Source organism: Streptomyces sp. N50, assembly GCF_033335955.1.
Lineage (GTDB): Bacteria > Actinomycetota > Actinomycetes > Streptomycetales > Streptomycetaceae > Streptomyces.
Genome location: NZ_CP137549.1, coordinates 8,518,370 through 8,542,061 on the forward strand (window position 1 = coordinate 8,518,370; position 23,692 = coordinate 8,542,061).

The 23,692-nt window shown below is 69.5% G+C and carries 16 protein-coding genes; 5 read left to right on the forward strand and 11 right to left on the reverse strand.

The window, feature by feature from the left end:
- Positions 1-21: 21 nt before the first annotated feature.
- The 6 genes from R2B38_RS37815 to R2B38_RS37840 all read right to left on the reverse strand — a co-directional run bounded on the left by R2B38_RS37815 (position 22) and on the right by R2B38_RS37840 (position 8,685).
- Positions 22-936, reverse strand: a complete 915-nt coding sequence (locus R2B38_RS37815; RefSeq protein WP_318020307.1) for a carbohydrate ABC transporter permease — start codon at positions 934-936, stop codon at positions 22-24.
- On the reverse strand, positions 933-1,868 hold the full coding sequence (locus R2B38_RS37820; protein ID WP_318020308.1) for a sugar ABC transporter permease: 936 nt from the start codon (positions 1,866-1,868) through the stop codon (positions 933-935). Before R2B38_RS37820 ends, R2B38_RS37815 begins: the two co-directional genes overlap by 4 nt.
- Complete coding sequence (locus R2B38_RS37825) at positions 1,865-3,250, reverse strand: extracellular solute-binding protein (RefSeq protein WP_318020309.1); 1,386 nt, start codon at positions 3,248-3,250, stop codon at positions 1,865-1,867. Before R2B38_RS37825 ends, R2B38_RS37820 begins: the two co-directional genes overlap by 4 nt.
- A 32-nt stretch (positions 3,251-3,282) precedes the next feature.
- Complete coding sequence (locus R2B38_RS37830) at positions 3,283-4,380, reverse strand: enolase C-terminal domain-like protein (protein ID WP_318020310.1); 1,098 nt, start codon at positions 4,378-4,380, stop codon at positions 3,283-3,285.
- Positions 4,381-4,458: 78 nt separating this feature from the next.
- A complete protein-coding gene (locus R2B38_RS37835; RefSeq protein WP_318021892.1) occupies positions 4,459-7,473 on the reverse strand; it encodes a discoidin domain-containing protein in 3,015 nt (1,004 codons plus the stop codon).
- Positions 7,474-7,863: 390 nt separating this feature from the next.
- On the reverse strand, positions 7,864-8,685 hold the full coding sequence (locus R2B38_RS37840) for a FadR/GntR family transcriptional regulator (RefSeq protein WP_318020311.1): 822 nt from the start codon (positions 8,683-8,685) through the stop codon (positions 7,864-7,866).
- 209 nt (positions 8,686-8,894) lie between these two features.
- On the opposite strand from R2B38_RS37840, the gene R2B38_RS37845 reads away from it, so the two are divergent.
- The gene (locus tag R2B38_RS37845; protein WP_318020312.1) at positions 8,895-9,908 is read left to right on the forward strand and encodes an aldo/keto reductase; all 1,014 of its coding nucleotides are present in this window, start codon (positions 8,895-8,897) and stop codon (positions 9,906-9,908) included.
- 46 nt (positions 9,909-9,954) lie between these two features.
- Here R2B38_RS37845 and R2B38_RS37850 read toward each other — a convergent pair whose 3' ends face one another.
- The 3 genes from R2B38_RS37850 to R2B38_RS37860 form a co-directional block, all read right to left on the reverse strand.
- Complete coding sequence (locus R2B38_RS37850) at positions 9,955-11,628, reverse strand: glycosyltransferase family A protein (protein ID WP_318020313.1); 1,674 nt, start codon at positions 11,626-11,628, stop codon at positions 9,955-9,957.
- Between the two features lie 122 nt (positions 11,629-11,750).
- On the reverse strand, positions 11,751-12,752 hold the full coding sequence (locus R2B38_RS37855; RefSeq protein WP_318020314.1) for a LacI family DNA-binding transcriptional regulator: 1,002 nt from the start codon (positions 12,750-12,752) through the stop codon (positions 11,751-11,753).
- A 76-nt stretch (positions 12,753-12,828) separates the two neighbouring features.
- Positions 12,829-14,172 carry a GH1 family beta-glucosidase gene (locus R2B38_RS37860; RefSeq protein ID WP_318020315.1) on the reverse strand — a complete coding sequence of 448 codons (1,344 nt, stop codon included), beginning with the start codon at positions 14,170-14,172 and terminating at the stop codon, positions 12,829-12,831.
- A 265-nt stretch (positions 14,173-14,437) separates the two neighbouring features.
- Between R2B38_RS37860 and R2B38_RS37865 the strand changes: the two genes are divergently transcribed.
- Together R2B38_RS37865 and R2B38_RS37870 are read left to right on the forward strand one after the other, a co-directional pair.
- The gene (locus R2B38_RS37865) at positions 14,438-16,714 is read left to right on the forward strand and encodes a glycoside hydrolase family 9 protein (RefSeq protein WP_318020316.1); all 2,277 of its coding nucleotides are present in this window, start codon (positions 14,438-14,440) and stop codon (positions 16,712-16,714) included.
- 115 nt (positions 16,715-16,829) lie between these two features.
- Positions 16,830-17,849, forward strand: coding sequence for a glycoside hydrolase family 6 protein (locus R2B38_RS37870; protein ID WP_318020317.1), 1,020 nt, complete (start codon positions 16,830-16,832; stop codon positions 17,847-17,849).
- A 54-nt stretch (positions 17,850-17,903) separates the two neighbouring features.
- On the opposite strand, the gene R2B38_RS37875 is transcribed toward R2B38_RS37870, so the two are convergent.
- Both R2B38_RS37875 and R2B38_RS37880 read right to left on the reverse strand, forming a co-directional pair.
- Entirely contained in the window at positions 17,904-19,865 is a 1,962-nt protein-coding gene (locus tag R2B38_RS37875; protein ID WP_318020318.1) for a DUF2264 domain-containing protein, read from the reverse strand.
- Positions 19,862-20,899 carry a LacI family DNA-binding transcriptional regulator gene (locus R2B38_RS37880; protein WP_318020319.1) on the reverse strand — a complete coding sequence of 346 codons (1,038 nt, stop codon included), beginning with the start codon at positions 20,897-20,899 and terminating at the stop codon, positions 19,862-19,864. Before R2B38_RS37880 ends, R2B38_RS37875 begins: the two co-directional genes overlap by 4 nt.
- 259 nt (positions 20,900-21,158) lie before the next feature.
- On the opposite strand from R2B38_RS37880, the gene R2B38_RS37885 reads away from it, so the two are divergent.
- Both R2B38_RS37885 and R2B38_RS37890 read left to right on the forward strand, forming a co-directional pair.
- Complete coding sequence (locus R2B38_RS37885; protein WP_318020320.1) at positions 21,159-22,649, forward strand: ABC transporter substrate-binding protein; 1,491 nt, start codon at positions 21,159-21,161, stop codon at positions 22,647-22,649.
- Positions 22,650-22,658: 9 nt separating this feature from the next.
- Positions 22,659-23,654 (forward strand): sugar ABC transporter permease, encoded by a 996-nt coding sequence (locus tag R2B38_RS37890; RefSeq protein ID WP_318020321.1) that lies wholly within the window; start codon positions 22,659-22,661, stop codon positions 23,652-23,654.
- Positions 23,655-23,692 lie beyond the last annotated feature (38 nt).

Sequence of the window (23,692 nt, forward strand, 5' to 3'; positions counted from 1 at the left end):
CTTTCGCGGGCGGGGCACCGCTCATTCCTTGCTCGATCCGGCGAGCATCCCGGACACCAGGGTGCGCTGCGAGAAGACGAAGAGCACCAGCACGGGGAGGATGGCGATGAGGATGGCCAGGGCGAGTTCGGGGATGGTGATGTTCAGTCCGGCGCCGGCGACGGGGTTGAACGACGGTGTGGAGGTGAGGAGTTGGTTCAGGCCCACCTGGACGGGGAACTGCTCGCTGTTCGGCAGGACGAGGTAGGGCAGGAAGAAGTTGTTCCAGTTGCCCACGAAGCTGAAGAACGCGACCAGTCCGACCACCGGTTTGGCGAGCGGGAGCGCGATGCGCGCGAAGAGCTGCCACTCCGTGCAGCCGTCGATGCGCGCGGCGGACAGCAGGTCCCTGGGGAGGCTGCTCCCGAAGTAGATGTAGACCAGGTACACGCCGAACGGATAGAAGGAGAAGGGGAGGATCACCGACCAGACGGTGCCGATGAGATGGAAGCGGTTGAGCTCCAGGAAGATCGGCAGCACCAAGGTGGCCTGCGGCATGATCATGGTGACCAGGGTGATCACGAGGAGCGTCTTGCGGCCCCGGAACTTCGTCAGGGCGAGCGCGTAGCCGGCCGGAACGCTGACGGCCAGCGTGAGGACGAGTGAACCGCCGGAGTAGACGGCCGAGTTGAGCAGCCACCTCGTCATGGCGCCGTCCTGGAAGGCGAACAAGTGCCGCCAGGCCGTGCCGATTTGATGGAACGAGCCGAAGGAGAGCGGGTTGTCCCGCACCACTTCGCCTGCCGTCTTCGACGGGGCCAGCAGCAGCCAGATCACCGGCAGTACGAAGAAGACGAGAAGAAGGACCAGGAGGAGGCCAACTACCAAGAAGGGGAGGCTCCTTGACGGGTGGGCGCGTCGCCTCACCGCCGTCAGGAAGGGAGTCGTCTGTGTCATTTCTCGTCCAACGTGAACAGGTTCGAGCGGGCGACCAGGAGACCGGCGGCGACGAGACCCACGGCGAGGAGGACGACGGAGATCGCGGCGGCGCCGTTGAAGTCGCCCTGCTGGAAGGCGTAGACGTAGGCCAGTTGGTTCGGGGACCAGGTGGGGCTCACCCGGCCGAGGCTGGCGGTCTGGAGGAGTTGGGGTTCGACGAACAGCTGGGTGCCCGTCGCGAAGGCCATGATCGCCATGTACACGATCCACTGTCGGATCATCGGGATCTGGATGTGCCAGGCGGTGCGCCACGGGCCCGCACCGTCCATGCGGGCCGCTTCCAGGACCTCGTCGGGGATGTTGTTCAACGCCCCGTACATCACGACCATCCAGCCTCCTGCACCGGTCCAGAAGGCGATCAGCATGAGGATCAGCGGCAGGTTGCCGGGTGCCAGGACGGCGGCGAACGTCCTGAACCCCAGGGCGGTCAACAGCCGTGACACCGGGCTGACATCGGGGTCCAGCATGAACAGCCAGACCAGCACGCTCGCCACTCCGGCGAGGGCGCCGGGGATGTAGTAGAGGAAGCGGAAGAGCGCCGAGGTGCCCGGGCGCACGCGGCTGCGCAGGATCACGGCGGTCAGCACGACCAGGACGACGAGCGTCACCAGCCACAGGACCAGGTAGATCAGCATGTGGGTGAAGGCCGGGGCGAAGCGGTAGTCCTGGACGACCTTCACGAACTGGTTGAGGCCGGTGAACTGGCCCCGGTCGTTGGTGAGCGCGAGGTAGAACGAGTAGCCGGTGGGAAAGACGCCGAACGCGAGCAGCAGCAGCGCGTAGCCCGCGACGAAGAAGTAGCCCGCGCGACCGTGGCCCGTGCGCCGCCGCCGCGTGGTGCGGCGGCGCACGGGGGAGACGGCGACGCGCTCGGTCTCCAGCAAGGTCACTGATCGACCACCTTGTAGCCCTGGGTCTTCGCCTCGCCGGCTATCTCCTTCTGCCAGGCCGGGAGCGTCTCGGTCAGGCTCTTTCCGGCGGTCAGCGCCGGGAGGACGACGCTGGACCAGGCGGTGGAGTCCGAGAACCGGGTGTTCGACCAGCCCGTCCACACCTCGTTCGCGGCCTGCTCGAACGGCCCGCTCACGTCATTGGCGAAGTAGTCCTTGTTGGCCGGGTTGGCCAGCCACGCCTTCGCCGCCTGCGTGTAGGCCGGATACGTGGGCGCGGTGGCCTGGTTCGCGTCGGAGGTGGTCAGCCAGGTGACCAGGTCCGTGGACGCCTTGAGGTTGGCGCTGTGCGAGGACACCATCCACACACCGCCGCCCACGTTGCCCGTGGCGGCCGTGCTCTCGCCCTGCCAGGTCAGCGGGGGCGCCGCCGCCATCTGCTTGGCCGGAGTCTTGAAGCCGGCCTTGAAGAGATACTGGCCGTACCACGAAGGGCCGTACGCCATAAGGACTTTGGAGCCGCTGTCCTTGGCGAAGCCCTGGCTGAAGAAGCCCTGCGTGGCGACGGCCTTGGTGCTGATCAGCTTGTCCAGCAGGGTCGCCATCCGGGTGCACTTCGGGTCCTGGAGATCGGTGCGCAGGGTGTCCGGCTTCGTCAGGCTGAACGCGGGGCACTGGCCCGACCAGAAGTACGACTCATGGGAGTTGGTGTCGCCGACCGAGCCGACGAGGTAGCCGGGGTGCTCCTTGGCGACCTTCGTGCCGAGGGCCTCGTACTCCTGCCATGTGGTGGGGACCTGGTAACCCCACTTGTCCATGAGGGACTTGTTGTACCAGAGGACGACCTGCGCGATGTCGTTGCGCATGCAGTAGGTGTGGCCGTTGAACTGACAGGGCGTCAGAGAGCCCTTGGCGAAGCCGTCGAGGGTGCTCTGCGGGACGAGCTTGTCGTCCAGGGGCGCGGCGAACGGCTGCGCGCCGGGCTTGGTGGCCGCCGACGCCCAGGTCACGTCGGTCGGATTGCCGAACACCACGTCGGGCCAGCCGCTGCCGGTGCGGTCGAACAGCTGCACCTTGGACTGGAGGTACGTCGAGCCGTCGGCCCCGCCGTCGTACGTGACGATCTTCATCTTCACGTCCGGGTGCGCCTTCTGGTACGCCTGCACCGACGGCAGCCGGGTCGAGTCGGCCCAGACCGTGATCTGTGAACCGGCCTTCTGCGCGGCCGACTTGAACGTCGGTGAGGCGGAGGAGGACTGGGTGGTGGTGTCGGCGCTGGCGCAGCCGGCCAGGGCGGCCGCGGTGGCCAGGGACAGCGTGACGGCCGCCGTGCGGAGCAGCGAGTGCCGCCGGCCGGATCTCGGAGAGCGGGAAGACTCCATCGTCTTGCCTTGCCTTTCTGTTCTTGCGTCGTTCAGCGCGGTTGCTCGACGAACGGCAGGAGCTCGTCGCCGTAGCCGAAATCGAGGGGAAGGGCTATGCCGGGCCCCACGGGCGCGTGCACCAGGCCCTGGGCGTCCACATGGCGCTCTCGGACGACGTCCACCGAGGTCACCAGGGACTCGTAGTAGGTGGTGTTGGAGATGGCCATGCACAGGTGGTGGTTGGGAATGTCCGAACCGTGCACCTCGGCCCGCAGCCGGTAGGCGTCGGCGAGATGCGCGGTGCGCATGGCGCCGGTGACACCGCCCCGGAGGGTGGTGCCGGTCCGGACACCGAAGGTGGCGGCGCCGGCCCGGATGAAGTCCGCCGCGTTCATGTGCGCCCCGTCGGAGGTCTCCGCCACCAGCAGCGGTACGTCGACGGTCTCGGCGAGCCGCTGGTAGGCCGAGATGCTGAACTCGCGGATCGGCTCCTCGTACCAGAGGTAGTCGGCCTCGGAGAGCGCGCGCCCCAGCCGGATCGCGTCGGGCAGGTCGAAGCCCGCCGAACCGTCGTACATCAGGGGGACGTCGGGACCGACGTGCGCGCGCAGGGCCAGGCACAGTTCCGCGTCACGGCGGGCGTCGCCCCAGGCGTGCAGTTTGATCCCGCGATACCCCAGGGCCAGGCACTGGTCCGCCACGTCGAGGAACTCCGCGATGCTGGAGAACGTCGAGGTGGAGGCGTAGGCCGGGATGGCGTCCCGGAAACCGCCGAGCAGGCGCCAGACCGGTTCGCCGTGGTAGCGGCCGGCCAGGTCCCACAGGGCGATGTCGATCAACCCCAGGGTGGGGAGCGGGAGTTCGTGGATACGGTCCAGCTCCCACACCCGGTGCCACAGCCACTCCCGCTGGAACGGGTCGGCTCCGAGCAGTTCCGCGCGGAAGACCCGGTCCACCAGGTCCCGCAGGGTGGAGTGGGCGCCGGGGCGGGCGAACACCGCGACGCCCTCGGCACCCTCGTCCGTCCCGATGCGCAGGACCGCGCCGTCGCCCGCCGGAGCGCTTCCGCTCAGCCCGTCGCGCCAGTGGAAGGGCGGACTGGCTGCCGGAACATCGATCCGGTGCACTTCGACATGGGTGATCTTCATTCTGGCTTTCGTCTTCTGTAGGAGATCTGCGGGGAGAAAGGTTTCGGCTCGGACGCGGAGTACGAGGCCGCGGAGTGCTCAGAAGCCGCCATACGCCTGGAGCGCGTAGACGCTGCCGCCGTTCCCGCTGGAACCGGTGACTGTCAGGCGCAGGTAGCGCGCGGTGACGGGGGTGTCGGCGAAGGCGTAGTCGGTCCGCGCAGTGGTGCTCTGGGCTGTGTGGTCCTCGAACGTCGACCAGCTCTGGCCGTCGGTGGAGTACTCCAGGCGGTACTTGTAGCCGCTCGTCAACTCGAAGGTGGTGACCACGGCCGAGACGGCGGTGTCCTTGCCGAGGTCGACCTGAAGCCAGGACGGGTCGGGCAGTCCCAGGCCCTGGGCCCAGCGGGTCGACAGATCACCGTCGACCGCCTTCGCCGGGGCGTAGCCGTCCGACTCGGAGGACGCGGTCGCCGTCCTGTTCAGGGCCAGGTCGTTGTCTGCCGGTGTGGTGACGACGGCCGCCTTGCTGACGGGGGAGGCGTTCAGCGCCTCGTCGCGCGCTACGACGGTGAAGGAGTACTGCGTGTCGGCGGTCAGGCCGGAGACCCGCAGTGTCGTGGCGTCGGTGACACCGATCCGCTTGCCGTCCTGGTAGACGACGTAGCTGGTCACGCCGGTGTCGTCGGTGGCCGCGGGCCAGCTGACGTCCACCAGTCCGGGCAGCAGCGGCTTGACCGTGGGCTGTCCGGGGGCGGTCGGGGCCGTGTGGTCCGTGACGGTTCTGGGAGTCCCGTAGACCTGGAAGTCGTAGATGCTGCCGCCGTTCCAGCTGGAGCCGGTGACGGTCAGTCGTACGAAACGGCCCGCGACCGGGGTGTCCGTGTGGGCGTAGTCCGTGGCCGCCGTGGTGTTCGTGGCGGTGCGGTCCGCGAGGGTCTTCCAGTGGACCTCGTCGGGGGAGACCTCGATGCGGTACTTGTATCCGCTCGCCTTCTCGAAGGTCGTGATCGCGCCGTGCACGTCGTACGACGCACCGAGGTCGACCTGGATCCAGGACGGGTCGGGCAGGCCGAGGCCCTGGGCCCAGCGGGTGGAGAGGTCTCCGTCGACCGCCCTTTCCGGGGTGTTGGCCTCGGAGTACGACGACGCGGTGATCGGCTTCTTGAGGGCGAGGTCGGTGCCCGAGGGCATGGTGACGCGCAGGGTCGGGCTGGGAGCGGACTCGTTGCCGGCGGCGTCACGAGCCGTGATGCGGAAGGCGTACGTCTTGCCGGCGGTCAGGCCCGGGAGGCGTACCGAGGTGGTGCCCGTGGCGCTGACGAGCTTGCCGTCGCGGTAGACGGAGTAACCGGTCACGGCGGTGTCGTCGGTGGACGCGGGCCAGGTGAGGTCCGCGATCGTCGGGAAGTCGGTGACCGCGCTCGGGGTGGCCGGTGCGCTGGGCGCCTGGTGGTCGGGGACGGCGGGGTCCGGGTCGAGGTGGCGGTAACTCGGTTGCAGGCCCGCGTTGTTGACGATGGAAGCGGGCAGCTGGGCGCAGGAGTCCACGGTGGTGTTGCCGGTGATGGTGCTGCCCGTGCTGTTGGCCTGGGTGGAGTAGGCGGGCTGGGTGGTGAAGTTGCCTGTGGCGTCGATGTCCATGCCGTGGTTGAGGAACAGCCACTGGTACGCGATGTCGCACAGGGCGTTGCCGGTGTTCGTCCAGTACCGGCTGCCCTCGTCGTGGTAGATCGCGCCGTAGGCGGGCGGTGGTGTGCCGTGGATGTAGTTGCCGGACACCAGGCCGCCGGGGTTGGAGCTCAGCGTGTAGATCGCGCCGCCGTCGGCCTGCGACTTCATGATGTCGTAGATCTCGTTGTCCGTGACCTGGGTGTCGCGGCTGGTCGTGGGGGTGTCCCAGATCGGAACGCCCAGATTCCCGGGGTAGTTGGTGTCGCCGCCCTGGTCGGTGAGGCCCCAGCCCCAGCCGACGGAGATGCCGGTGTAGGGCAGGTCGTAGACCTTGTTGTGGGTGATCGTGGTGTGGTCGGTGTAGCCGGCCAGGATGCCGATGGAGCCGTTGTACTGGTCGGCGACTTTGGTGACCACGTTGTTGGCGACCTTGGTGTCCTTGGTGATGTCCCGGGGGTCGTCTGGGTGGGCGTCGATCACCTCGACCCCGCCTATCTGGATGCCGGTGGCGGCGATCTGGCGGAAGACGTTGCCCGTGATGTCGGTGCCCTGGGTACCGGTGTTCAAGTTCAGCCCGACAGCGCCGAGTTGAGTGAAGGTGTTGCCCTCGAAACCGATGCCGTGGCCATGGCTGACGTTCACGGCACCCGGCGTCTTCTGCCACTTCAGACGGGTCGCGTCGAAGGTGGGGTCGTTGCCGACCATCCGGAAACCGGCCTGGCCCTCGATGAGGCCCTCGGAGGAACTGGGCGCGAGCCAGGTGGAGTTGGAGAAGGTGATGCCCCGGAACGACACGTTGCTGACCGGTGCCGTCTTGGTGCCGTTCAGATCCACCAGGTCCTGCACGAGCGGCACGGTGACGGTCGAAGTGGCGAGGTTCTGGCCGGACTTGGGCATGTAGTAGATCTCGCCCGCGCCCTTGTCCAGGTACCACTCACCGGGCGTGTCCAGCAGCTCGCGGGCGTTCTCCAGCCAGGTCGGGTTCTGGATCTCCTGGCCCTGCTGGAGATGCGCGTTGTGCCAACAGGGCTGTTGCATCGTCATCTTGAAGTCGGCGATCGACTGCACGGGGCAGCGCATCAGCTTCCAGCCCCAGGAGCTGACGACCTCCAGGTCCGACGGACGCTTGTAGGCGTTGAGCGCGGGGTCGGTGAAGGCGTAGCCGGTGGACGTCTGGCTGAAGCCGGCGGGGTTCTTGCCGCTGCGTGCCCGGGTCTCCAACTCGCCGTCCACGTACAGCTGTCGGGTGTCGATGTCGCCGACCCTGGCCTTGTACACCTTCCCCGCCGAGTCGGCCGGGGTCCAGCCGGTGACCTGCTTGCCCCCGCTGATCACCGGGTGCGCGCCGGGGGCGGCCTCGTAGAAGATCCTGTGCCCGTCGCGGCCCGAGTCCTGTGCGGTCAGGGCGAACGTACGGCTGAGCTGATAGGTGCCGGACATGAGCCGGACATGGATGTCGCCCTTGGCCTTCTGCTTGACGTCGCGTACGTAATCCCGCGCGTGGTCAAGGGACTTGAAGGGGTGGGCGGCGGTTCCCGAACCCACGTCCCGGCCGGTCGGGGAGACGTAGACATTGAGATCCGGCGACGGGGGAGCCGCCTGGGCCGGCACGGCGTTCAGCAGGGCGGCTGCCAGCGCGGCCACCGAGCAGACGGCCGTGAAACTTCTTCGCAGCGGCACGAAGGCGCCCCTGCGCGCAGACGGATGAGACACACGTATCCAATCGCCTGAGGGAGGTTGATACCTGCAAGTCCCGGTCGTCCAGCGGGACTTGAGGGCGTCGGGCGGCCCATCGCCGTGCTGCGGCAGCACATGCGGGGTCGGCCGGTTCTACGAGGTCGGTGCCTCCGGGGAGGGCGGTTGAGCCTCGGGGGAGGGTGGATGGGCCTCGGGACTGAAGAGCCGGTCGCGGATCTTGCTCTCGAACTGGCTCTGGGTGGTGGCGATGTGTTCCACCATCAGTTGTTCGGCGAGATCGGCCGCCCCCGCGGCGACCGCCTCCGCTATGGCAACGTGCTGATGTGCGGCGACTTCGAGCGATCCGGGCACGTCACCGTGGAAGAGCAGTACGTCGGACTGGGCTGCCAGGCGCCGCACACCGGCGACGCTCGCCCTCAGGAACACGTTGTGCGAGGCGACGCCCACCGCGTCGTGGAAGGCCGCGTCCGCCTTGGCGAAGGTGTCGACGTCGTCCATCGTGGCCGCCGTCAGGGAGCTCTCCGCGCTCTCCCGGATGGCCCGGACCTCGATCGGGGTGGCGTGGGAGGCGGCACGGCGAGCCGTCTCCGACTCGATCACCTTGCGGTAGTCCAGGAGCATGCGGACGTCTTCCATGCCGGTCGGCCGGAAGTGCGAGAGCTCGTCGTCCAGCAGCCCGCCGACCGACGCGGCGACGAAGATCCCGGCGCCTCGCCGCACCTGGAGCCGGCCGATGGCGGCCAGGACCTTCACGGCCTCGCGGGTGACGTTGCGGGACGCGCCCAGGATCTGGGCCAGGCCCTGTTCGGTGGGGAGGCGGTCGCCGGGCCGCAGGTTCTGCTGGGCGATGTACTCCAGCAGTTGCTCCGCGACCAGTTCGTATCCCGGTCGGTAGGCCGGTGTTGAGTCGCCCAAGGCGGATCCCCTCTTGCGCCGCGAATGAATCAGGTTCATTTTCCGGGGCCAATATGGCACCGCCGCTGGGAGTTGGGAAGAGATCGGACAGATTTCGGCCAGGCGGCCTGATCAGATCCTTATAAAACGCCATGAACTACGCATATCTTGCGAGGTGTTGCACTAAATGGATCCCATCCTTAAGGTCCTGCCTGCCAGATGAAGCAGATCCTTCTCTATGCGGCGGGGGCCGTGGAAGCGGGAACCTCGTGAGGGCACGCCCACTCGGTCGTACGAGCGTCCGGGTCAGCACGCTGGGATTCGGTGCCGCCCCCATCGGCAACCTCCACAGCGCGATCGACGACCGCCAAGCGCAGGCCACCCTCGATGCCGCCTGGGAGGTGGGGGTGCGCTACTACGACACCGCCCCGCACTACGGCCTTGGCCTGTCCGAACGGCGGCTCGGCGATGCCCTCGCGCACCGTCCACGGGGGGAGTTCACCATCTCCACCAAGGTCGGCCGACTGCTGGAACCCCACCCGGCACCCAAGGGATCCGACCTGGCGGCAGGAGGCTTCGCCGTCCCCGACACGCTGATCCGGCGCCCCGACTACTCACGGGACGGAGTACTGCGAAGCCTGGAGGACAGCCTGAACCGGCTGCGGCTGGACCGCGTCGACATCGTCTACGTCCATGATCCCGACGACCACTTGGACATCGCCCTCGGCCAAGCCCTGCCCGCGTTGACCGCCCTGCGCGACCAGGGCGTCATCGGCGCCGTCGGCGTCGGTATGAACACGGTCGCCCCGCTGCTGCGCGTCGTCGCGGAGGCGGAGGTCGACGCCGTGATGGCGGCCGGGCGGTGGACCCTCCTGGACCGCACCGCCCGCCCCTTGTTGGACGCGTGCGCCGAACGCGGGGTCGCCGTGGTGGCCGCCGCACCGTTCAACTCCGGTCTGCTCAGCCGCACTTACCCCGCGAGCGACGCCACCTTCGACTACGGCCCCGCCCCGGAATCGGCACTGCGCCGCGCTCGGCTCCTGGCCGAGGTGTCCGCTCGGCACGGCACCGCACTCCCGCACGCCGCCCTGCGGTTTCCGCTGCGCGACCCCGGGGTGGCCTGCGTGGTCGCGGGTTTCCGTACCCCTGAGGAGGTCAGGTCCGCTGCCCGCTGGACCGCCACCGATCTGGCCGAGGAGGCATGGCTGGACCTCGACGCGGCGGCGGCCCGGGAGCCACAAGTCCCGCCCATGTGGCGGCGGTTGAGGCAGCGGGACGTATGAGCAGCCGAATGGGTCCCCGGCCCCCGATCCCGGATCCCCGATCCCGCTACCCCAGCATCCAGCCCTCCGCCCGTCGCGCCGTGGCGCGGATGTTCTTGCGTGCGCCGGGAGGCAGCCGCCGCAGCACCTCGCGGACGCCGTGCCGTAGCCGGTGGTCGGCGGTGGTCCGGAGCAGGACGCGGCGGGTGGTGCCGATCCGGCCGGGTTCGCCCACGGCGAGGCGGAGTTGGCCGCCCGGCCCGGCCCAGGTGGGGGAGACGAGACGCGAGGGCGTGCCGACGGCGACGGTGCCGAGGAGGATGCGGGGGCTGCCCGGGGCGGCGGCCAGCCGGGGGCGGCGTCCGACGCCCAACAGCTGTGCGCTGGCCCAGACTTGATAGGCGCCGGGGTTCATCGGCGCGTCACCGGTGAGGGTCTGCGGGTCGACGACCGTCTCGCCGGAGACGACGACCCGGTGGAGGTTTCCGCCGAGCGGTTCCAACGTCGGCGTCAACTCCCCTTCTGGGTACCACCAGTGGTTGTCGGCGGTGTCGTGCACGATGAGTTCCCCGTACGCGTGGGAGAAGGGGTCGGGGACCTCCCAGTTCTCCGCTCCCCTTATGCCGTCGAGGAGTTGGGGGTCGAGGAACATCCGGCCGTCGCGCTCCATGACGGTCAGCGGCTCGCCGTCGCCCCGGACCATGCCGACGCGGGTCCGGATCACCAGCTTGTCGTTGCGCCAGCGCATGTCGTCGACCTTGACGTGCGCCCTGATCTGCTCGGTGCGGCGGGCGAGTTCGACCAGGGAGTCCAGCCGGTCCCGCACGAGCAGTTCCGCCCGCAGGCGGCTGATCGCGGGGAGGCCTTCGCTCACCCCCGGCGGATAACTCGTCATCGCCATCCGGCGGACGGTGGTGAAGTACTCCTCCAAGTCCTTGCCGGTACGCCGCAGTACGCGCGGTTCGCTCACCGGTCGCAGCAGCTCCACGCGGTACGAGCGGCGCAGGAGGCGGTCCTGGAGGTCGCCCGGCGGGGTGCCTTCCTTGATCGCCTCCACGACCTTGTCCAGGTGGCCGTAGTAGTCGTCGGCGGTGATCCGGCGGCTGCTGTTGTTGCCGCCGTCCTCGCGCCGATTCCATTGGTAGCAGGGGTAGTTGCCGAGTATCGACACCGTCTTGGCCCGTACGTAGGTGCGTGCCATGAACAGCTGGTCCTCCAGCCTGACCCGCCCCTCCGGGAAGCGGATCCCGTGCTCGCGCAGGAACTCCCGGCGGAACATCTTGTGCGGCGTCAGGCTCTCGAAGAGCGGGGCGTCGGCGGCGGTGCACCGCTCCACCGTCCGCTTGAACACATTGCTGGGCCCCTGCATCGTCCCGTGCACCTTGCCCAGCACGATGTCCGACCCGTTGCGCTCCGCCAGCGCGTACAGCCGCTCCAGCGCCTCGTACGACAACTCGTCGTCCTGGTCGACGAATTGGACGTACTTCCCCTTGGCCCGGTCCACCCCCACGTTCCGCGGCTTGCCCGGCCACCCGGAGTTCTCCTGCCGGTAGACCCGGACGTGCGGATGTGTCTCGGCCAGCCGTCCGAGGCGTTCGGCGGAGTCGTCCGTCGACCCGTCGTCGACGTACACGACCTCGTAGGCGTCGGCCCCCAGGCTCTGGTTGACCAGCGAAGGCGCGCAACGGTCAATGTAGGAACCGGCGTTGTACACGGGTACGACAACGCTTACCTTGATCAAAATATCCCCCCCGGGACAAGTGCTGTTGCCCTACGAGACACTTGTTGTTGGGGATTAGTTGTACGGCTCTTGGGGTGCGCCTTACCGAGTGTGCGAGGGCCTGGAGAGCCGGGACCGCCGCGCTACGCGGATTCCCTGATCACCAGCTCCGTCGGCAGGATGAGCGGCGTCGGCTCCTCGCCGGCCAGGACGCGCACCAGCATCCGGGTCATCTCGCTGCCGAGGGCCACGATGGGCTGGCGGATCGTCGTCAGGGCGGGCTGGGTGTGCCGGGCGGTGAGGATGTCGTTGAAGCCGACGACCGCGACGTCCCCGGGGACGGACCGGCCGCGCTCGCGCAGGACGTGCAGGGCGCCCGCCGCCATGGCGTCCGAGGCGACGAACAGGGCGTCCAGGTCCGGGTGTTCGTCGAGGAGGCGGGCGGTCGCCGTGGCGCCGCCCAGCTCGCTGAAGTCGGCGTGCGCCACCCGGTGGTCCGCCAGGCCGGCCAGCGCGACCGCCTCGCGGAAGCCCAGGTAGCGGGAGACACCCGCGTGCATGTCGAGCGGGCCGGTGACGGTGCCGATGGCACGGCGGCCCGTCGAGATCAGGTACTCCACGGCCTCGCGGGCCCCGCCCCGGTTGTCGGCGTCCACGTAGTAGCGCGGGGCCTTCTCGAGGGAGCGGCCTCCGTGCACGACGGGGACGTTCCCCGCCTCGGCGACCTTCGCCAGCGGATCGTTCTCGCGCAGGGCGAGCAGCATGACGCCGTCCGCGCCCCGGGACTGGAGGACGCGGGTGAGCCGGGCCCGGCCCCGCTCGCCCGCGGCCAGGATCAGCAGGAGTTCGAGGTCGGTCTCCTCCACGACCGCGTTCACACCCGTGATGACCTCGGCGAAGAAGAGGTTGGCGAACAGCGCCGGATCGTCGCTGGAGATCGCCAGCACCACCGCGCCGCGCCGCTGCGAGGCGAGCGAACGGGCCGCCACGTTCGGCACATAGCCCAGTTCCGCCACGGCGCTCTCCACCGCCTGCCGCGCTTTCTGGCTGACGTGCCGGCGGTTGTTGATCACCCGCGAGACGGTTCCGACGGACACCCCGGCGCGCAGCGCCACCTCGTCCAGCGTCGGCGGCCGTGTGGTCATGTGGGGCGGCTCCCGTTCGTACGGAGTGTGGAGTGCGGAAGGGCGGGCGGTAGCAGCACTGTAAGCGCTGACGGCGTCACAGGCCGCCGCGCCGGATGACCTCGGCGTACCAGTGGGCACTGTCCTTCGGCGTACGGCGCTGGGTCGCGTAGTCGACGTGCACGATGCCGAAGCGGGGTCCGTAGCCGAAGGACCACTCGAAGTTGTCGAGGAGCGACCAGACGAAGTAGCCCTTGAGCGGCACCCCTTGGCCGATCGCCCGTGCGCAGGAACGGAGATGGCCGTCCAGGTAGGCGATCCGGTCCGCGTCGTGCACCCCGTCGTCCTCCACGACGTCGTCGAAGGCCGCCCCGTTCTCCGTGATGTACAGGGGCACGGCCGGATAGTCGGCCTTGAGACGCAGGAGGAGGTCCAGGAGTCCCCGCTCGTCGATCTCCCAGCCCATCGCCGTTTTCGGTCGGCCGCCGTCGACGACACGGACCGACGGCGAGCCCACATAGGCGGATTGGACCGGTCCAGTGCTGCCCGCGACCAGCATCGGCGCGTAGTAGTTGATGCCCAGGTGGTCCAGCGGCGCGCCGATCCGCTTCAGGTCGCCGTCGCGGATGTGGTCGGTGCCGGTGACCTCGCGGAGGTCGTCCAGTACGTCGTCGGGGTACGCGCCGCGCAGCAACGGGTCGAGGAAGAGGCGGTTCTGCATGCCGTCGACACGGCGGCCCGCGTCCAGGTCGGCGGGGTCCGCGCTGAGTGGGGTGACATGGGTGAGGTTGAGCGTGACGCCGACGTGCGAGGCGTCGTCGCGTATCGCCTCCGACGCCAACCCGTGGGCGAGCAGCAGGTGATGGGCTGCGCGTACGGCGGCGGCGGGCTCGCGGCGGCCGGGGGCGTGACGTCCAGTGGCGTAGCCGAGGAAGGCCGAGCACCAAGGCTCGTTGAGGGTGGTCCAGTGGGTGATCCGGTCGCCCAGCGCCTCGTGCGCCAGGGCCGCGTACTCGGCGAACCGCACGGCGGTGTCCCGCACCGGCCAGCCGCCGGCGTCCTCCAGGGGCTGGGGCAGATCCCAGTGGTAGAGGGTGGGCCAGGGCTGGATGCCATGGTCGAGGAGGGTGTCCGTGAGGCGGCGGTAGAAGTCGAGGCCGCGCTGGTCGACCGGGCCGGACCCGGTGGGCTGGATCCGGGGCCAGGCGAGGGAGAACCGGTAGGCGCGCAGCCCGAGTTGGGCCATCAGCGCGATGTCCGCGGGGAAGCGGTGGTAGTGGTCGGCCGCGACGGCTCCGGTGTCACCGCCCCGGACGGCGCCCGGAATCGACGCGAAGGTGTCCCAGATGGAGGGCCCTCTGCCGTCCTCCGCGACCGCGCCCTCGATCTGATAGCTCGACGTGGCGGCGCCCCACAGGAAGCCGGGATCGAACGTGCTCACCGAGTTGAACCTCCGTCTGCGGGAATCTTCCTGGCCTGGGACGGAACTGGGGTGACGCCACAGCTCGGGCCGGTTCCTGTGCGATGCCTCCGGAAGAAACTGGAAGCGCTAACAGTCGCAGAGTAGAAGTGGGACGTTCACTCTGTGAAGGGTCCGGACGAGGAAAAGGCTTCTGTGCGTGAAGACTTGACAGCCTCGTCGGCCCCGCTCACCATCTGGCACTGACGCCGCACCGAGCCGACCCTGTCACCGAGAAGGGCTCGGTATGTTCCGCAGGACCAGCTTCCGTACGACCAGATTCCGCAGGACCAGATGGGCCGCGGTCCTCCTCGCGCCAGCCCTGACCGTCACCACCCTGGCCGCGACCCCCGTGCTTCCCGTGACGTCCGCGCAGGCCGCCGACGCGCCCTACGAGCGGGTGCTCAACGGCACGTTCGACAACGGCAGGACCTCGTGGTGGAGCAGCGGCAACACGCCCTCCACCGTCGACCTGGGCCGCCTGTGCGCCGACGTCCCCGGCGGGACCGTCAACGTCTGGGACTCGATGATCGGCCAGAACGACATCCCGCTGGAGGCCGGTCAGCCGTACACCTTGCGCTTCACGGCCTCCGCCACCCGGGACGTGTCGATCCACGCCGTACTGCAGCTGCCCGCGGCCCCGTTCACGACGACCTTCAACAAGACCGCCGCGATCACCACCACACCGAAGACCTTCCAGTTCACCGGCAACTCCACCGTCGCCAACCTGCACGCCCAGCTCTCCTTCCAACAGGGCGGCGCCGCCCAGCCGTTCACCCTCTGCCTCGACGACGTCTCCCTCACCGGCGGCGCCGTACCCCCGGGCGGCGGCCGCGACTTCGGCTCCCCGGTGCGGACGAACCAGTACGGCTACGCGGTCCACGGCCCGAAGGAGGCGTCGATCGTCAACTCGTCGACGAAGCCGGTGCGGTGGAGCCTGCTCGACGCCTCGGGTCAGGTGGTGAGGACGGGACGCACCCACGTCCAGGGCACGGACGCCGCCTCCGGCGACCACGTACACATCGCCGACTTCAGCTCGGTGCGGAAGGCCGGCACGGGCTACACACCCGTGGTGGGGGACGCGACCAGCTATCCGTTCGCCATCGCGGAGAACCCCTACAAGGCCCTGAGCAAAGACGCGTTGGGCTACTTCTACGACGTCCGCAGCGGCACGCCCATCGAGGCGCAGTACGCCGGTGACGCCTACGCCCGGCCCGCCGGACATGTCGGCGTGGCACCCAACAAGGGCGACACCGACGTGCCCTGCCTGCCCGGCACTTGTGACTACTCCCTTGACGTACAGGGGGGTTGGTACGACGCGGGCGACCAGGGCAAGTACGTCGTCAACGGGGCCCTTGCGGACTGGCAGTTGATGGACTCCTACGAACGCTCCCGCGCCGAGGGCGACACCGCCGGGCTGCGCGACGGGCTGCTGAGCATCCCCGAGAACCACAACGGCGTCCCGGACGTCCTCGACGAGTCCCGCTGGGAGACGGAGTTCCTGCTGAGCATGCAGGTCCCGGCGGGTGAACCGCTGGCCGGGATGGTCCACCACAAGGTCCACGATCTGGCCTGGACCGCGCTGCCCACCCGGCCCGACCAGGACTCCCAACCCCGTTACCTGCACGCCCCGTCCACGGCCGCGACCCTCAACCTCGCCGCCGCGGGCGCCCAGTGCGCCCGGGTGTGGGCCCGCTACGACGCCGCCTTCGCGCGCACGTGCCTGACCGCGGCCGAGACCGCCTGGAAGGCCGCGCTCGCCCACCCCGACGTGTACGCCCCGAGCAGTGACAGCGTCGGCGGCGGAGCATACGCCGACACGGACGTGACCGACGAATTCTCCTGGGCCGCAACGGAGTTGTACGCCACCACGCACGACCGGGCCTACCTGTCCCGCATCGACACGGAGATCACCCCGGCCGGTTTCTCCTGGCGGGACACCGGTGCGCTGGCCGACCTCACCGTCGTCCGCCTGCCCAGCCGCTTCCCCGCCCGCATGGTCGCCGCCGCGCGCAAGCGGGTCCTCGCCGTCGCCGACAGCTTCGTACGCGACGAGCGGTCGCAGGGCTACCCGAACCCCAACCTGCCCACCGACGGCGCCTACGTGTGGGGCTCCAACAGCGTCACCGCGAACAACGCCATGGTCATCGCGACCGCCTACGACATCACCCACCGGGACAGCTACCGCAGCGCCGTCCTGGAGTCGATGGACTACCTCCTCGGCCGCAACGCCCTGAACCAGTCCTTCGTCACCGGCTACGGCACCCAGGCCAGCCACAACCAGCACAACCGCGTCTGGGCCCACCAGATCGACCCCAACTTGCCCAGCCCGCCCGCCGGTTCGCTCGCCGGCGGCCCCGACTCGGCCCTCCAGGACCCGGTCGCGCAGCAGAACCTGGTCGGCTGCGCCCCCGCCACCTGCTACATCGACGACATCTACTCGTACTCGACCAACGAGGTCGCCATCAACTGGAACTCCGCGCTGGCCTGGGTGGCGACCTTCGCCGCCGACTCCGCGCGCTGAGCACCGCTGGTCGAACGGTATGGATCGCCGTGGCTCCGGCCGCGCTTGGACGAGCGCGGCCGGAGCCGAGCCGAGGGGCCCGCGGCAGCCCCGCCCCGAGAGATAGGGACGCACCATGCGCTGGAAAGCCCTGCTCGAAAACGCCTCACCGAACACCGTGTCGACGAAGACCGCCACGCTCAAGACAGCCTCGCTCCGAACTGCTCTGATCTGCCTGCTCGTTGCCCCGCTCCCGCTCCTCGGGGCCGGTTCGGCGGCAGCGGCCAGCCCGGTCTCCCTGACGAGCGGCTTCTACTCCAACCCCGACTCCGGCCCGGCCGTCTGGGTCCGCAACAACCCCTCCGACTCCCGCGCCGCACGCATCCAGTCGGCCATCGCCTCCCAGCCGATCGCCCGCTGGTTCGCCAACGAGAGCGCGGGCATCGGACCGGCCGTGTCCGGGTACGTCGGCGCCGCCGACAGCCACGACAAACTGCCGGTCCTGGTCGCGTACAACATCCCCGGCCGGGACGCGTGCGGCGGCGAGTCCTCCGGCGGCGCGGGCAGCGTGGCCGCCTACCGCACCTGGATCTCCACCTTCGCGGCGGCGGTCGGCACCCACCCCGCCGTCGTCGTCATCGAGCCGGACGCGCTGTCGGACTTCAGCTGCCTGACCAGCGCACAGATCAGCGACCGCCTCGCGATGCTCTCCTACGCCACCCAGATGTTCCAGCAGAAGGCCCCCAACACCTGGGCCTACCTCGACGCCGGACACACCAACTGGGTCGACCCGGCGACCATGGCGAGCCGACTGAGGTCGGCGGGCGTGGCCAACATCCGCGGCTTCTCCCTGAACGTCTCGAACTTCTACACCACGCCGTCCTCGGAGACCTACGGCAACTCGATCAACTCGGCGCTCGGCAACACCTCCCACTTCGCCGTCGACACCAGCCGCAACGGCAACGGCTCCAACGGCGAATGGTGCAACCCCGCCGGACGCAGACTCGGCGTCACCCCGCGGGTGGGCGGCGCCGAGGACCTGTTGCTGTGGGTCAAGACACCGGGCAACTCCGACGGGCAGTGCGGCGTGGCGCCGACCGTGCCCGCCGGGCAGTTCAGTCCCGATCTCGCCGTCCGGCTCATCGACGGCACGTGATCGCGGTGTGGGGCGCGGGCCCCTGACAGCCCGCGTCCCACCCCGTCCCGTTCATCAACTCGGCGGCTCCAGGCGGACGTTGTCTTTCGTCCCGTCCGGCCAGGTGACGGAGGCGAGGGCGGCGCCGTCACCGCCGTAACAGACCTCCAGCCGTACGGCTTCGGCGGCACCCGGACCCTCGACCATCCCGGAGAGACAGACCAACGCGGCGTAGACCGTGCCGAGTTGGACCTCCGCCGTCGTGGCGAGCCAGGGTGTCGCCGAGTGCGGCCCGAAGGCGTTGGCGTTCCGCGCGGTGGCGATGCCTGCCTCGTCGAAACCGCGCAGCCCAACCACCGTGCTGGACAGGCCCGTTGGGCTGCCCGCCCATGCGGCCGGCTGTGACTCCAGGTGCAAGCCCGGCGGTTCGACGGCAGCCAGACAGTAGCCACCGAGCCGCAGCCGCAACGGCTCTTGGACCGGTCCATCGACGCGCGCGAGGCGCACCTCCAGCGGCCCGTTCAGCAGGGACGCCGTCGTGATCCACGGACCCGTACGGAAGTCGGGCGCGGGGTCGTGGGCGTATGGGGCGGGCACCGGACCGGCCGGCCAGTGCGCGCGATGACGGGAGACGGCCGTACGCACCCCCAGGTGCAGCCGGGTCAACGGGCGGCGGTGGGACGGGCGTTCGTCGGCGTCGAGCAGCGCGATGTGCGAGTCGAGCGGGTCGTTCAGGCTCGACTCCGAGCTGTCGGGGGCGGCGTGGGAGGCGTAGGCGAGACGGCTGTAGACCGGGTCGTCCGCCTCCGGGGCGGCACCGTCACCGAAGGCGTGGTCGCTGCCGTGGTTGACGACGCGGACGACCCCGTCCGTCGCCGTGCCGGAGACGAGCCACCCCGGGGCGGTCAACGTCCGCCGCACGTCCCGGGTTTCGATCGGCAGGGCCTCCTCCTTCTCCGTCCACACCGGGTGATCCGCCGACAGCACCAGCCCGGCGAAGCCCTTGCTCGACCAGTACGGCGAACCGGGCCCGGAGTACGGCTGCCGGACGGCCGTGAACTCCCCGTGCCAGCCCAGCGGTTGGAGCCCGCGCCCGTCGAAGCAGCCCGCCTCGGTGAAGTGCCGCACGACTCCGCTCGCGAGGCGGCGGGTACGGCCCGCCGGCAGGGGAGTGGCGTCGAAGACGGCGCCCGCCCACAGCGGGCAGAGCATCGCGTAGCGGTACGTCAGGGAGCGGCCCTGGTACACCGGGGCGCCGTCGGCCGCCACCAGGTGCTGGGCGTCGTCCAAGTAGCGGCGCAGGCGGGCCCGGTAGCGGGGGAGCAGGGTGGGGTCCGCGTCGGCGCCGGAGATACGGCAGTACCAGAGCGGGTAGTAGTGCATCGCCCAGCCCGAGTAGTAGTCGAAGTGGCGCAGCGGGCCGCCGGTGCCGCCGCCGTCGGAGTACCAGCCCTCGCCCGCGTACCAGGCCTCCGTGCGCGCGATCGCGTGGTCGATGTCGGGCGCGCTCCACGGGGCTCCGACCGAGCGCAGGAACGCCGACGTGATCGCCCTGAACCAGACCCAGTTGTTGTCGGGGACCTCACTGCCGAGCAGGTCGGTCATCCAGGCGACGATCCGCTGCCGTACGCCGTCGTCCAGCCGGTCCCAGATCCAGGGCCGGGTCTCGTGCAGCGCGATCGCCACCGACGCGCACTCCACCTTGGCCTGGCCGCACGCGCGCATGCCCGGCCAGTGGTCCGGGGAGTGCGGGTCGGTGCCTGCGGTCAGGCCCTCGGCGTACCAACTGGCGTGGCCGTGCGGGTCGTTGTCGCCGGACCGCGCCAGGCGGAAGCCCGCGAGGAGGAAGGTGCGGGCGAAGCCTTCGAGGCCGTCGCTGTGCCGGCCGTTGCGGCTGGCGGGGCCGGGGAGGTGGAGCAGGGCGTGGCGGGCGGTGGCGTACGGGCGGACGGCGGTCAGCTGGGCGTCGGCCAGTGACTCCCAGTGGGTACGCGTCCAGCCTGTGTGCGGGGAGAGGAGCCGGTCCTCCGGTATCAACTGTCCACCTTTCCAACGGGGTTGAGGCGGGCCGGGGGCGCCACCGACTGGCGTACGACGACGTGCGAGCCGAGCACCACGCGACGGCTCGGCGGGTCCATCGGGCGCCGGTGCAGGGCCAACCGGGTCGCGGAGCGGCCGAGTTCCTGCTGGGGGACGTGCACGGTGGTCAGCCGGGGGTAGAGGTCCTCGGCGAGCGGGATGTCGTCGAAGCCGACCACGGAGAGGTCGTCGGGGACCGAGCGGCCCAGGTCGCGGGCGGCGGCGATGGCACCGGCCGCGCTCATGTCGCTGGCGCAGAAGATCGCGGTGGCGTCGGTGTCGGTGAGGAGGCGGCAGGCCGCCTCGTAGCCGGACTCCCGGGTCATGTCGCTCTCGGCGACGAGCGCCGGGTCGGGCTTGACGCCGTGTGCGCGCAGCGCCCGTTCGTACCCTTCCAGGCGCTGGCCCGCCACGCTGAACTCGTGCGGGCCCGCGAGGTGGGCCACCCGGGTGTGGCCGGCGGAGAGCAGATGGCTGGTGGCGGCGAAGGCACCGCTCTCCATGTCGCACTCCACCACGTCCACCGGTGCCTTCGCGCCGCCCTTCCACGGCCGGGCGCAGAGCACCAGCCGGGAACCGGCGCGCTCCAACCCCTCGGCGGCGGCGGTGAGTTGGGCGAGATGCTCCTCGGTCTCGGCCATGCCGCCGACCAGGATGATCGCCTCCGCGCCGCGCTGGCGCATCAGCTCGATCACCGACAACTCCCGCTCCGGGACGCCCTGGGTGGAACAGACGAGGCAGACCCGGCCGTCGGCGACGGCCTGTTCCTCCACCCCGGAGGCGACGTTCATGAAGAACGGCGAGGTGATGTCGTTGACCACCATCGCCACCATCCCCGAAGCCGTGTTCAGGGAACGGGCGTTGGCGTTGACGACGTAGTCGAGGTCCTGCACGGCCTGCATGACCCGCTCGTGCGTCGCCGGGGGAGCGGTGTACGCCCCGCTGAGAATCCGCGAGACGGTGGCGACGGAGACGCCCGCACGCGATGCCACGTCACGGATCGTCGCCCGACCTGCGGAACCCCGACCTTGAGCCATGCTCTGCTTCTCCTCGCCCCGGTGAACTGCCGATGTAAGTAACACCGATGAAAAAGTTACACAACTGGCGAGGGTTTCTCTACGCCCCAGGTGCAGGTAGCTGTCGGAGTTTCCAAAGCATTGCCGAACCTCTTGACGGCCGCGGGTCGCCCCCATAACGTCCCAGTTCCTGTAACCGGTTCAGTGAACGTTACATGCCTCGGAGGAACATCAGATGACTTCGTCGAACGTCTCCAGACGCGGCCTCCTGCGCACCGCCGCACTCGGCGCCGGCACCCTCGCCCTGGGCGGCGGACTGAGCGCGTGCGGCTCCGGCTCCCCCTCCTCGTCGGCGGACGCGCTCACCTACTGGGACTGGTATGTCACCCAAGCCCCTTGGGTGGACAAGGAGATCGAGCTCTTCGAGAAGGGCCACAGCGGCGTCAGCGTCAAGAAGACCACCCAACAGAACGCCAAATACCCGGACTTGGTCGCGCTCGCCAACCGCAGCGGCAACCCGCCGGACGTCTTCATGATCCCGCAGGTCCCGAGCGTCGCCGAGCAGGTCGCCAAGGGCTGGCTGCACCCGCTCGACGAGTGGGCGACCCCGGCATGGCAGTCACGCTTCCCAGAAGGCACCTTCCTGGAAGGCGCCAACGTCTTTGACGGCAAGGTCTATTCGGCCCCGCTCAAGGGCTCGGGCCCGCAGCTCCAGCTCTACATCCACCACGGCGTCTTCAAGTCCGCCGGCCTGACGAACCCCGACGGCAGCGTCAAGATCCCCCGCACCTGGGACGAAGTGACCAGTGCCGCCCAGACGATCACCAAGAAGAGCGGCGGCAGGTCGTACGGCTTCGGCTTCGGCAACGCCGACGGCATCGGCGTCCTCGCCTGGTGGCTGGACCTGTTCGTGCGCGGCGCCGGCGCACCGGGCGGCGCCCCCACCGTGCCCGGCACCGGCATGGACTACCGCGTCGGCAAGTGGACGTTCGGCACCGACCGGGCGTACGCCGACTTCCTGGAGCTGTTCGTCGAATGGAAGAAGCGCGGCTTCTTCCACCCCAACTCCGTGAGCCTGTCCGACGAAGCGGCCCGCGCGTTCTTCGAGCGCGGCAAGTTCGGCATGACCGTCGGCGGCGTGTGGAACCAACCCGAGTGGACCCAGCACAAGTTCACCGACTACAGCCTGGTCACCCTGCCCTCGCCGACCACGACACCGAAGGGCTTCTACTACGCCGACCCGGTCGGCAACGGCACCTTCGCCGCGGTCTCCGCCAAGAGCAAGAAGGCGCACGAGGGGTTCCAGTGGCTCGACGCGCTGACGTCCCCCGCCGCCGGGCGCCGCTGGGTGCAGGACCTCAACGGCGTCTCCGCCCACCCCGCCGACAACGACCCGGACGGCATCGACTCCAAGCCCTTCGCCGCCTTCATCGGCATGACCGAGCAGGTGCTGCGCGGCCCGGTGCCCCTCGTGCGCAACCCGGAGCTGGCCGGCGTCGCGCCCGGCGTCCCCAAGCCGGACATCAGCGATGTGGTGACCGGCGTCTACACGGGCCAAATCAAGGACGTACAGGGCGCGTTGACCAGCCTGGCCGACAAGAAGTTCCAGCTCCTGTCCGACGCCGTCGCCGCGGTGGCCAAGCAGGGCAAGAAAGTCAGCACGTCCGACTACGTCTTCCCGGACTGGGACCCCACCAAGCCGTACACCACGAAGAAGAAGGCGTGAGCCGTCACCATGTCACTCCTCGACACCCGCGAGCGCCGGCGAACGCCCCCGACTCCACCCCCGGTCGCCGCCCGCCCCGGCCTCGGCCGCCGCATCCGCGCCGCCAAGTGGTCGTACCTCTACCTGGCCCCCATGGCCGTACTCCTGCTGGCCTTTGTGGTCTACCCGATCTTCGCGTCCTTCGGCTACACCTTCTACCGCTGGAACGGCATCGGCGAACCCGGCAACTACGTGGGCCTCGCCAACTTCCGGCAGATCCTGAGCGACAGCATCTTCTGGGGCGCGGTCGAGCACACCTTCGTCTACGCCTTCGTCCTCGTCCCGGTACAGCTCCTGCTGGCGTTGGCGCTCGCGCTGGTGCTGAACAACCCGAAGCTCAAGTTCGCGCTGTTCTTCCGGACCGTCTACTTCATCCCCGTCGTCACCTCGGCGGCCGTAGTCGGCGTCGTCATCCAGCTCATGCTCGCCAACTTCGGTGATTCGGCGGGGAGTCTGCTCGCCAAGACCGGCATGACCGACGGGCACATCGACTGGCTCGGCGACCCGCACACCGCGCTCGCCGTGATCATCGCGATCGGCATCTGGCACACCCTCGGCTACAACCTCGTCTACTTCCTCGCCGGACTGCAGACCATCCCGGCCGAGTTGTACGAGGCGGCGAAGCTCGACGGCTGTGGACCGGTCCAGTCCTTCTTCCGCATCACCATCCCGATGCTGCGCCAAGTCGGTGTCGTCATCGTGGTGTTGGCGTTCATCGGCAGCTTCCAGGTCTTCGACCTGGTGCAGGTCCTCACCGGCGGCGGCCCGTACTTCGCCACCGAGGTCGTCAACACGTACATCTACCACCTGGCCTTCGGCGGCTCGGCCGGTGCCGCCGCCGAGCCCGACATCGGCCTGGCCTCCGCCGCCTCGTTCCTCTACGGACTGCTGCTCATCGTGTTCTCCGCACTCCAGGTCCTCGCCCTGCGCGGGATCAGCCGACGGCGTACGGCCGCCGGCCAATGAGCCGACCAGTCTCAACGGCCGCCAACCAGCAAAGGGTC

Excerpts from the sequence above, each read along its gene's own strand:
- R2B38_RS37855 (WP_318020314.1), bottom strand. The coding sequence starts at position 12,752 with ATGACCACACGGCCGCCGACGCTGGACGAGGTGGCGCTGCGCGCCGGG.
- R2B38_RS37825 (WP_318020309.1), bottom strand. The coding sequence starts at position 3,250 with ATGGAGTCTTCCCGCTCTCCGAGATCCGGCCGGCGGCACTCGCTGCTC.
- R2B38_RS37815 (WP_318020307.1), bottom strand. The coding sequence starts at position 936 with ATGACACAGACGACTCCCTTCCTGACGGCGGTGAGGCGACGCGCCCAC.
- R2B38_RS37865 (WP_318020316.1), top strand. The coding sequence starts at position 14,438 with ATGTTCCGCAGGACCAGCTTCCGTACGACCAGATTCCGCAGGACCAGA.
- R2B38_RS37835 (WP_318021892.1), bottom strand. The coding sequence starts at position 7,473 with ATGTCCGGCACCTATCAGCTCAGCCGTACGTTCGCCCTGACCGCACAG.
- R2B38_RS37840 (WP_318020311.1), bottom strand. The coding sequence starts at position 8,685 with ATGAACCTGATTCATTCGCGGCGCAAGAGGGGATCCGCCTTGGGCGAC.
- R2B38_RS37830 (WP_318020310.1), bottom strand. The coding sequence starts at position 4,380 with ATGAAGATCACCCATGTCGAAGTGCACCGGATCGATGTTCCGGCAGCC.
- R2B38_RS37890 (WP_318020321.1), top strand. The coding sequence starts at position 22,659 with ATGTCACTCCTCGACACCCGCGAGCGCCGGCGAACGCCCCCGACTCCA.
- R2B38_RS37885 (WP_318020320.1), top strand. The coding sequence starts at position 21,159 with ATGACTTCGTCGAACGTCTCCAGACGCGGCCTCCTGCGCACCGCCGCA.
- R2B38_RS37870 (WP_318020317.1), top strand. The coding sequence starts at position 16,830 with ATGCGCTGGAAAGCCCTGCTCGAAAACGCCTCACCGAACACCGTGTCG.